The following is a 10,701-nucleotide window of genomic DNA, read 5'->3' as shown; positions in this document are numbered from 1 at the left end:
GGGGGGGGCCCCACGACCAGGGGTGGTGCGTCCGCGGCGCGGGCCGCGGTCAGGCGAGGGCGCCTCCGGTCAGCCCGTTGACGAAGAAGCCGATGGTGAACAGGACACCCGCGAAGACCGCCGCGCCGGCCCCCGCCTTCTGGCCCTGCGGCGAGATCTCGAATCCGCCGTTGCCCGACTTGCTGCCGGTGGCCGATCCGGTGGCGCCGGGGACGGGTTCGGGCATGGGCGCGTCGACCGTGCCGGGTGCGGGCTCCTCCACCGGTTGCTCGGAGCCAGCGCTCGGCTTGGGCAGCGGACCGGGCTTCGGCGTGGGCTTGCGCCGGTCGGAGCGTCCGTAGAAGCGCATGCCCGGGTAGTCCGCCTTGGACCAGACGTTCATCAGGCCCTCCCGGGAGGCGGCCTTGCCGGGCAGCAGGCCTTGGCCCCGCTCGACCTCGCGGTCGTCGCCGACGTCGTCGAAGTAGTCCTGCATGCCTTCGACGTAGCGGGTCAGGTCCTTCGGTCCGTCCGTCTTGCCGTACGTGTTGCCCGGCTTGACCTCCCAGATGTAGACCTTGTCCTTGGTCCACAGGATGACGTCCGCGGCGCCGTCGTTGCCGGTGTTGTTGCCGCTGGCGCTCGGGACGGTGTTGGCGGTGGTGCCGCCGTCGCCGATGTCGACCGTCACATAGCCCTCGACCTCGTACTCCATGGCCCACACCTGCACCGCGTAGCCCGACTGGCAGACGGCGGCGTTGTGGCCGCTCATGGCGAAGGTCAGGCCGCAGGAGCTGCCGACGTTGCTCTGGCCGCCGTTGCGGACGACCGTGTGGCCGCCGCCCCCGGAGCCGTTGCCGCCGCCTCCACCGCCGCCGGAGCCGTTGCCCTTCTTGCCACCGGATCCGGCGTCCTTGCTGTTGGACACCGGGATGCCGCCCCGGCACTTGATCTCGCCGGTCATGCATTCCGGGACGGCGTTTCCGGTCGGGTCCGAGAAGGTGACGGGGTTGTTGGCCGCGTAGGTGTAACCGTTGAGGGTCTGCTGCTTGTCGGTCTCCAGCAAGGGGTCGACGCTGATGAACCGGCCGGTCAGCGGGTCGTACTCGCGGGCTCCGACGTGGGTCAGGCCGGTGGCGGCGTCGGCGGTCTTGCCGAGGAATGCCTTGTCGTCGGGCCAAGTGCCGCTGCCGCCGGTACGGGGCACGCCGAACGGGGTGCTGTAGCGCTTGGTGACCGCCTGGGTGGTGGCGTCCATCGCCACCGAGGAGGTGCCGTGGTGGTCGGCGGCCAGCCAGCACAGGGTGTCCGTGCCGGACTTGTTGGTGCGCAGGGCGACCGCGTTGCCGTCGAAGCCGTAGTAGCGCTGGGCCCAGAACTTGCCGGTGGTCGTGTCCAGGTGCACCTCGGTGGTGCCGAGGTAGAGGACCGTCTCCCCGGCGGCGTTGCGGCGGACGAGCAGGTTGCCGTCGGCGTCGTAGACGTAGCCGGTGACCGAGGTCCCTTCCTTCACCTCGCCGAGCTTGCCCTCGGGCGACCAGGAAAGGGTCTGGGTGGCCGTCCCGTCGGGGCGGGTCCTGGTGTTGCCGGCCGCGTCGTAGGCGTAGGCGGCGGTGACACCGGTGCAGGAGGCGGCGGTGGTGGTCGCCGTCAGGGCGTGCGGTTGCGTGGAGCTGTAGCAGTAGGTGCGGGTCTTGGCCGTGGTCGCGGTGTGGTCGGTCTCTGTCGCCCTCAGCCCGGCGTCGGTGTAGGTGTAGGACGTCCGGTAAGGGCTCGGCCCGCCCAGCACGGAGGAGCTGCTGGTGGCCGCGCAGTCCCCGTTCGCCGGGGTCCACGCCTCGGTCAGCCGGCGGTGACCGTCGTAGCCGAAGCACTGGTTGTCGACGGAGGAGGTGCCGCCGAGGGTGGTGGGGTCCTTGACGGAGGTGACGTTCCCGGAGTCGTCGTAGGTGTAGTTCAGCTCTTGGAGTTCGTAGGCGTGCGTCTGATCGGTGAGCACGGACCGGGTGAGTCGTCCGGTGCCCTCCTCCCAGGTCTGCGTCAGATATGCCTTCTTCACGCCCGTCGCCGCCGAGGTGCCCAGGGTGAGCTGGTTGCTCTCGCCCAGCGCGGAGTAGGAGGCGCCCAGGACGTAGCCGCTCTTGCCGGAGAGGGCGGTGGGCAGGCCGACGTCGTTGAACGACGCCTCGACCTTCTCGGCCGCCAGGCCGCCGGCGGCCGGTTCGTCGATGTACTGCTGTGTGCCGTCGAGGTTGTAGTAGGTGGAGAAGCCGATCGTCGACTTCACCGCGCCCGAGGTGACCAACGGGTCATCCGCGGGCAGCACCAGTTGGTTGCCGGTGGCGCGGTAGAGGGCGTCGTAGGCGGTGACCTTCTTGGTGTAGGCAGTGCCCGCTACACCGCCCTGGTAGCGAGTGGTGGAGTCCAACTGGCCCTTGGCGAGGGTGTCGTAGGACCACGCCGTCAGCTTGTTCGGGTCCGTCTTGGCGCCCGACCACTCGCCCGTTCTGCGGCCCAGCACGTCGTACTCGTAGAGCAGGCTCGTGCCCCTCGCGTCGGTGACCTTGGCAACCTGGTCGGCCGCCGTCCAGCCGGTGGTGGTGGTGCCCTTGTCCGGGTCGGTCGCCGAGACCTGGCGGCCGTACAGGTCGTAGCCGTACTTCCAGACCGTCCGATCCGGTCCGGTCACCGTCGACTCCTTGCCGTCGGCGGTGAAGGTGAACCCGGTGCTGGTGTAGGGGGCACCGGCCGTTCCGCCGTAGGCGGTGTCGGTGGTGGCCGTCCCCGCGTACTCGCGGCGCTCCACGACGCGGCCGAGGGCGTCCGTGATCTCGCGCACGGCGGAACCACCGGACAGGGCGGTAGTGGCGGTGGAGTCGCCGGTGTAACTGGTGGTGGTGGACCAGTGCTTGTCACCGTATACGTACTGGGTCGTGCCGACCGGCCGGCCCGCCGCGTCGAAGACGGTCGAGGTCTGCTTGGGCGCCTCGCCGTACTCGGCCCGGGTGTAGGTGCCATCGGGCGTGTGGTCCGCGTCGAAGATGTCCGCGTACGTCTCGTGGGTCAGGCCGCGGCTGTCGTAGCGCGTGTCGGTCAGCAGCCGGCCGCCGAGCGCCGTCGGCGCCTGGGTCTGCAGGGTCCGCAGCAGCGAGTCGTAGACGGTGTACGAGGTGCTGTAGGTGTCACCGTCGGCTTTCAGCGACCCCGACGACGTCCAGGACGGCTTGTCGTTGCCGACGGAGTAGCCGTACACGTAGTTGGCGCTCTGCTTGCCGGACCGGCTGCGGTTGGGCAGCCAGACGGCGGTGGTGCGGCCCAGCGCGTCGTACGAGGTCTCGGTGAGGCGGGTGTTGAGGTCGTAGACCTTGGTGACCTGGCCGCTGCCGGGGTCGTGGTACGTGTACGACTTCTGCGACTTGGGGTTGGTGAGCACCATGCGGGTCAGGGGGCCGGCCGCGACCGGGGTGTAGGCGACGGTCGTCGACTGTCCCGCGGCGTCGGTGGAGGTGGTCACCCGGCCCAGGTCGTCGAAGGCGCTGCCGCCGGTGGTCTGCCAGGCGGTCGGGGGACGCTCGCCGTCGGTCGTGGTGGCGGGGTAGGCCGAGGCCCGTCCGCCCCACGTCTTCCACCCCTTGGTCGGGGTCTGGTCGGCGCTCCACGCCGTCGCGGACGGGCGGTCGTAGACCGTCGCGATGTCCGACAGGACGTCGCCGCGGGTGCCGGAGGACGCGGGCAGGCTGAGGGAGTTCTCCGTGACGGAGCAGGAACGGCCGACCGTGCGGGTCCGGGAGACCAGGGAGTTGATGCCCGCCGCGGCGTTGCGGGCGTACCAGGTGCGGGTGCAGGTCTCGTCGCCGCTCCTGACGGTGTCCCCCGTGGTGTCAACGGTCGCGGCCATGCCGAAGTCGTCGTAGGTGGTGGCGGTGGCCGTGGTGCGCCAGCCGCCGGTGGCCGTCAGATGGGTGTGGGTGGAGGACTTCGCGGTGCGCACGAAGTACGCCTCGGTGTCTGCGTACGACTTGTGCTGGGTGGCGGTCCGCTTCGACCAGGGCTCGTCGACGGTGACGCTGACCGGAGTGGTTCCGTTGTAGGAGACCTGCTGGCGCACCATACCCGCGTACTGATCGCTGTCGGTCTGTGCGGGCACCGGCAGTCCGGTGAAGCCGATACCGGTGACGTCGGCCGAGCGGCGGGCGTCGGGGTCGAGCTTGCCGTCGGGACCGAGGAGCCGGTCCCCGTCCATGCCCTGCCGGTAGACGGTGACCGTCTTGACGGCGGAGGCGCCGGCGCCCTTGACGGTGGTCACCCGGCCGTAGCCACGCCACACCGACCAGGTGCGCTCGTCGAGGGCGACCAAGGGACTGTCGTTGTAGCGCCAGGCGGGATCCGCGTATGTGTACGAGGTCTGGGTGGCGTCGTTCTTCCCGGTCGGGTCGGAGACGGTGACCGCGAGGACGCGGTACTTGTGGAACCAGTCGAGCGTGGACTCCGCGGCGCCGTTGATCCCCCAATACTGCGGATAGCAGGACCGCGTGTTGTCGTCCTCGGCGGCGGGCATGGCGCTGCCGCGCACGCACTCCGGCTGGGAGAGTGAGACACGGGTGATGGACCCGGTCTCGGAGGTGACGGACTCGATCCGCGGGCGGCTCAGGGGCAGGATGTTGTCGGTGGCGTCGACCCGGTTCTCCCGCATCTGATAGGTGAACGTGATCGGGTCGAGCGTGAGGGCGGTGCCGTTCTTGCCGGTGCGCCGGATGCTCTTCAGCGTCAGTGTCTGGTCGGTGCTGTCGCCGATGTCCCCGCCGTCCAAGTACTCCTGGGTGAACGCCCAGGTGTCGACCGGTGTGAAGGCGGAGATCGCGGCGGACCAGGACCAGGTGTCGACCTGGGTGAGCCGCTTGCGGGTGAAGAAGGCAGGGCTGTGGGCGTCGCAGTCGGCGTCCTTCTTGCAGATCGCGTCGAAGGGCACGTCCGGCCAGTTCGGGGCCTTCGACTCCGTCAGCTCCGAGCAGTCGGCGGCGGTGCAGCGCTCGGCGTAGGTGAAGGTGACCTTGTTCGAGGTGACGCCGGTGAACAGCGAGTCCTTGCGCTGCCCGTAGAGGATTTTGTCGAGACGGCCGCCGCGGGTGTACTCGGTGGTGGCCTTCTCCGCCTCGTTCTTGCCGTAGGCGTTGGTCTCCTTGATGTACCAGTAGCTGGCCGCGTTCCCCGAAGGATCCTCGACGTAGTCCAGGTTCCAGCGCCAGGCCTGCACGACGGAACGGTCGGCGAAGGAGGAGCCCTGGTCGTAGCCGGGTTCTCCGCTGTCGTCGCCATGGACGGGCACGGTCCATACCGAGTCGGTGCGCTCGGTCCCGGCACCGGGCAGCTTGTCCAGGCCGAACCAGTACCGGGTGCCGTCGCCGGTGGTCACCGTCCAGTACTCGCCGTCGCCGTCGCCCCCGGTGCCGCCGGTGAGGTGGGTGACGGTGGAGGCGTCGTCGTCGGCCAGCCGCCAGGTGCCCGTGGTGTCGTCCTTGACCAGCTCACTGGACTTGCCGTTCAGGACGAGCGAGGCGTTCTCGTACTTCCAGCACAGGTCGTGCTTGTCGTTCTGGCCGTCCTGGTCGCAACTTCCGTACGAGCGCTCCACGTAGGACGACGTCGACAGGTCGAAGCCCTCACCGACCTGCGTGGTCTGGTTGTTGGTGGAGGCGGTCCGGCCGTCGATGGCGCCGGAGTCGTAGGCCAGTTGGAGGGCGGGCGCCGGCCCGGCCGCCGCCGGGGGCACGCTCATCGGGTACGACCAGGTGAACGAACCGGCACTGCCACCCGCCTGCCAGGCCGAGGACGACGACAGCGGGGTGGCGGCGTAGGTCCCGGCGCCGGTCGCCGAGGCAGGCGAGACCGCGGCGAGCGCGAGGACGGTGGCGCCCCCGGCCGCGGCGCCGAGCGGGACCTCGGCCGAGACGGTCTGTGCGGCGGTGTCGTTGCGGGTGGTGAGCGGGGTGCCGGTGCGGCAGCCGGGTTTCTCCGGTGTGGTCAAGGCGCAGGCCGGCAGCCGGGTCAGACCGAGCCGGCCCGACCATCCGCCGCCGTACGCCGAGGCGAAGGCCCCGTAGCCGACGGTGAGCCGGGCCCGGCCGGGCCGTTCGGCGGCGGCGGTCAGCAGCACGCCCCGCACTCCGGCAGCCGTGGTGGCGGCGCGGTCCAGGACACGAACGCTCCCGCTGCCGACCGCGGCCTCGGCTTCGCCGGACGAGGCGACGGTGACGGGGAGCCCGCCTGCCACCGTGGCGGCCTTCCGCGCCCGCCCGGCGGGCAGCGTGAGCGCGGCGCGGCCGGCCGTGGGCCAGTCCGCGTGCCGCTCGGCCGCGGCCCGGCGGGCGCTGGCCTTGTTGTCCGCAAGGTGGGCGGTGACCGCGTCCCGTGCCTGCTTCGCGCCCAGGCCGGTGACGGTCCGTACATCGCTGTCCCGCTGCTCGGGCACCTCGGGCCGGCCGAGGCCGCCGCCGGGGGCCGCGGCCGCGGGGCCGGCGGCGGGCAGTGCGCCCGTAGCCAGCGCGAGGACCAGGACGACCACCGCCCCGGCCCGTCCGCCACGCATCCAGCGTGGTGTTGCTGTACCGGATCTCACGACATACACCCCTGTCGAAGTACGGCCGCGCACGGCCGGGAGGGAGAAGAAAGGGAAACTGGCGGGTGGGAGGGACGGTGGCACGCCGGTGTCTGCCCGGTCGTCCGCCGCCCCCCGCTCTGGTGGGGCGGCCACCGTGTGCCGGGCGGCGAACGGTTCGCGCCGTTGACGGGCGGAGCAGCGGGCGACGGGAGCCGCGTCCGGTGCCGGGCGGCGCAGGGACACATCAGGGGCCGGGGCGGGGCCGGGGCGGCGCCCCCCGCACCGGTCGTCCGGGAGGACTGCCCCGGGATCCCGGGGGCGGGATCCCGGGACCGGGTTCAGCCGTTGACCAGCGTGTCCACCTGGGTACCGTCCATCGCCGCGCCCGCCCAGATCCGGATGTCGGAGATCCGTGCGGGCAGGTGGCGGCCCCAGGTGCCGCCCACGTACGCCTTGCCGACCGAGAAGTCGCCCGAGCCGACGACCGCCGTGTACGGGGTGTCCGTGTCGTTCTGGGTGGCGTCCAGGTAGAGGGCGACGGTCCCGGCCTGTGCGTCGTAGACCCCGGTCAGCCGCACCCGGCTGCCGACCACGGCCGCGCTGTCGGAGTCGACGGCGGTGAAGTTCCCCGTGGCGTCCAGGCGGCCGAACCGCCAGAACCCGATGGGTACTTCATAGGGGTTGTCGTCGTCGTCGAACCGGGTTTCCGTCCCCGTCGTCTCGTACCACATCCCCCAGGCGGAACCGTCCGCGGTCCGCTGGCCGAGGACCTGTCCGACGAACCCGATCCCCTCGGCGTTGAGTTGCGCCTGGTCCAGCTCCACCTCGGTGGTCACGGTGAACGAGCCCGTCTCGTCGACGACGGGGCCCGTGGTGACGGCCGCGTCGTCGGTGCCGTCCAGCACGACAGCCTCGCCGTCCAGCGAGGCACCGCCGGACAGCGCGAGGGCGCGGTTGTAGCCGGTGAGCGTGTCCGTGAGTGTGGTGCCGGAGGCCCCGTCCGGGTTCCACGCGGCGACCAGCTCGGTGGCCGCGGCGGTGCTGTCGGCGTTGAGCAGCCGCGCCTCCTGGGCGACGCCGGCCGGCGTCAAGGCTTCCTGGAAGACGGCGACCTCGTCGATCCGGCCCTTCCAGTACTGGGTGAAGTCGCCGTACACATAGCTGGCGCGGCCGATCTGGAAGGCGCCGTCGGGGGTCTGCTTCTCGCCCCCGGCGGGCACCGACAGCGCCGCGCCCTGCGGACGGCCGTTGACGTAGAGGCGGATCGCGTGCGCCTCGGCGTCGTACGTCGCGGCGAGGTGCGTCCACACCTTCACCGGCGGCCCCTCGGCGGCGGCGTTCATGGTGACCATCTGCCGATTGCCGGAGCTGTCCAGCCAGTTGTAGCGGAACACCCACCGCTTGACGCCGGCCGAGTAGTACAGGACGAAGCCGGAGCCGTCCGTGCCGGTCTGGGACAGCACGCCGCGGTAGGCGGAGGTGTCGGTGAGGTAGGCCCAGGCCGACACCGTATAGGAGGACTGGGTGTTGACGACCGGTCCGGAGGTCGCCGCGTATCCGCTCTGCCGGGTGGTGTCCGAGGTATCGTTGAGATACAGGGAGCGGTCACCGTTGCCGTGCCGGGCCAGAGCGGACCAGCCCGAGCCGGGGTACAGGGTGGCCGGATGCCGGGTCCCGGATGCGGTGGCGATGTCGGAGGCGGTCGTGGAGGCCGGGTCGGTGGCCCCGTCCAGGAAGTTCCAGCGGCCGGTGGCGCCCCGGCCCTCCTGCACGTTGAACCGCACGCCGGCGATGGCCCCCCAGCGTCCGCTGCCCACGTTGTCCAGTGCGCGCACCTGGAGCACCTGGGTGCCGGCGAGGTCGGGGGCGATGTCCCGGGTGACGGTGGCCCCTCTGACCGTGGCGGACCATGCGGACGCGGAGGCCAGCTTGTAGCGGTAGCCCACCACGGTGCCCGCGTCACCGGAGGCCGGGGCGAAGGTGAACGAGCCCTTGACGCCCGGTCCTCCGGCCGCCGCGCAGGCATCGGCCGTGCAGGACGAGTACGGGCCCTTGAAGGTGATCACCGGTGCCTTGGGGGCGGTGGTGTCGACCTTGAAGTAGCACCAGCCCTTGGTGGTGACGGTGCTGCGCGACTCCAGGTTGCCGCCCGGGTGGTAGGAGCGGGTGAACGCGGCCATGCGGTAGGTTCCGCCGTTGGCGAGGGTGATCGGCGAACTCTCCGACACCTTCTGCCCGTCGTTGACGAAGGCGGGGCTGAACGGCCGGATCGGCTCGGTGGCGACCTCCCAGGCGCTGCCGTCGAGCTTCTGCACATAGAAACGGACGCGCAGGTCGGCCTCTTTCTCGCCGCCCGGCGCGGTCTGCGCGACGGCGGTGAGGGTGGGTGTGGGGTCGGAGAGGACAGCGGGGTCGCTCGCGTCCGTCTCGCAGGAGGTGATCTCCCCGGAGAGCACACCGGGACTGGTCGGCGGGGCCGGGACGCCCACGAAGTCGACGTCGAGGACGGCGTCGTCGTCGAACCGCTTCCAGCCGTTGGGGTCGGACTCGTTGCTCGCCTTCAGCATCAGCGTCAGTCGGGAGAAGTCGCCGTCCGCGAAGGACTTCACGGTGCCGGTGAGGTTCTCGTACTTCTGCGCGGGATCGTCGTTGAACTCGATGGGCGCGTCCGGCTGGCTCGGGTCGCAGGCGGTGCCCCGGCCTGCCGCGACCGTGCGGTCGCCCATGACGTCCCAGTTACTGGTCGGGCCGGGCCACCTGGTGGAGGAGGAGATGTTGGGCGTGCGGATCAGTTGCACCTCGGTCTTCGTGCAGGACATAGACCAGCGCTCGGTGACCCGGAAGGTGGCGTCCAGGACACGCTTGCCGCGCAGGGCGGTCGGCGCGAACTCGAAGTACATGCGCTGCTTGTAGCCGGAGCCGCATACGTAGGCGTAGCCGCCGGTGACATAGGTGCCGCAGTAGCCGACGCCCTCACCGTCGTCGCCGCCGGAGAAGTTGTAGAAGGTGTCACCGTCGGAGGAGAGCAGAGTGCGCTCGGACTCGCCCCAGGAGACGTCGGGGTCGATGTACAGCGGGTAGACCGTGTCGTCGTCGGCGAGCTGGTCGGCATCCGGCACCACGGTGATGGAGTCCTCGGCCGCGGTGACGGGCAGTACCGCGGAGACGTCGCCGTCGCTGGGCCCGGCGGCCGGGTCTGCGTCGGAGCCGCCGTCGTCCGCGCCCGGGGCGTCGGCGGCCGCGACGGGAGAGCGGGTGATCCTGGTGGAGGCCGCGACGGTCCCGTCGCCGGCCGAGTCCCACTGCCGCGCCGCCGGGGTGCGGAAGACCGCGTTGCCGTCGTCGTCCACGGCCTCCACACCGCCCCCGGAACCGCCGCGCAGGACGAGCCCCTGTCTGTCCACGGGGAACTCGAGCTCCTCCAACGCCTCCTGGGCCGCCGCCTCGGCCGACTTGACCACCAGGACCTGGCGATATCCCTGGGTCGTCGCGGTGAGCCGGAGGTCGACGCCCGGCAGCACCTCCCGATAGCGGGCGGAGGCACCCTCCAGGACCGGGGTGGGCAGGTCACCAGGCCAGCCGACGGTCAGCGAGCGGTCGCCGTCGGCCACGCTCACCAGGTTCGCGCCGTCACCCCCGCCGGAGAAGGAGATGTCCACGACGGCGGCCACCGGTCCGAGGGTGCCGTCGGCCTTGCGCTCCAGCGAGGCGTCGGGCTCGGTCCACGTGCCGCCCTCCGTCCGGGCCCGGACCGGAGCGGTGGAAATCGACATCGAATAGGTGGCACCGTCCGCATTGGCGTAGGTCGTCTCGTACGGGGTGCGCAGGCTGACCATTTCCACACGCTCGCCGGTCTCCACCGCCTTTTCCGAGGCTTTTTCGGCCTCGGTCGGCGCGTCGGCGGTTTCCGCAGACCGCGCGGCACCGGACAGCGCGTGCGCCACCGGAGTGGTGACCGGGACGCCCACCAGGACGGTGGACCCGCATACGGCCGCGACCGCGGCGAAGGCCGTCAGCCTGCGCCTCCGCCCCGATGCGGGACGTCCTCGCCCTCCGGCGAGGCGCGACAACACTGACGGCACAATTTCCCCCTGCATTGCACATGATCATCACGATGATCGCCA

Annotated in this window: 2 protein-coding genes; both read right to left on the bottom strand. The window is 71.2% G+C overall.

Annotated elements, in window-relative coordinates:
• Positions 1-49 precede the first annotated feature (49 nt).
• Positions 50-6,565, bottom strand: coding sequence for an RHS repeat-associated core domain-containing protein (locus tag KM933_RS11670; RefSeq protein ID WP_221351020.1), 6,516 nt, complete (start codon positions 6,563-6,565; stop codon positions 50-52).
• 350 nt (positions 6,566-6,915) lie between these two features.
• Positions 6,916-10,545 carry a laminin G domain-containing protein gene (locus KM933_RS11665; protein ID WP_308013352.1) on the bottom strand — a complete coding sequence of 1,210 codons (3,630 nt, stop codon included), beginning with the start codon at positions 10,543-10,545 and terminating at the stop codon, positions 6,916-6,918.
• Positions 10,546-10,701 lie beyond the last annotated feature (156 nt).

Source organism: Streptomyces beigongshangae (assembly GCF_019710745.1).
GTDB lineage: Bacteria > Actinomycetota > Actinomycetes > Streptomycetales > Streptomycetaceae > Streptomyces > Streptomyces beigongshangae.
Note: the sequence above shows the minus strand (reverse complement) of the source record. Positions and strands in the feature narration are given on the sequence as shown.

Excerpts from the sequence above, each read along its gene's own strand:
- KM933_RS11670 (WP_221351020.1), bottom strand. The coding sequence starts at position 6,565 with ATGCGTGGCGGACGGGCCGGGGCGGTGGTCGTCCTGGTCCTCGCGCTG.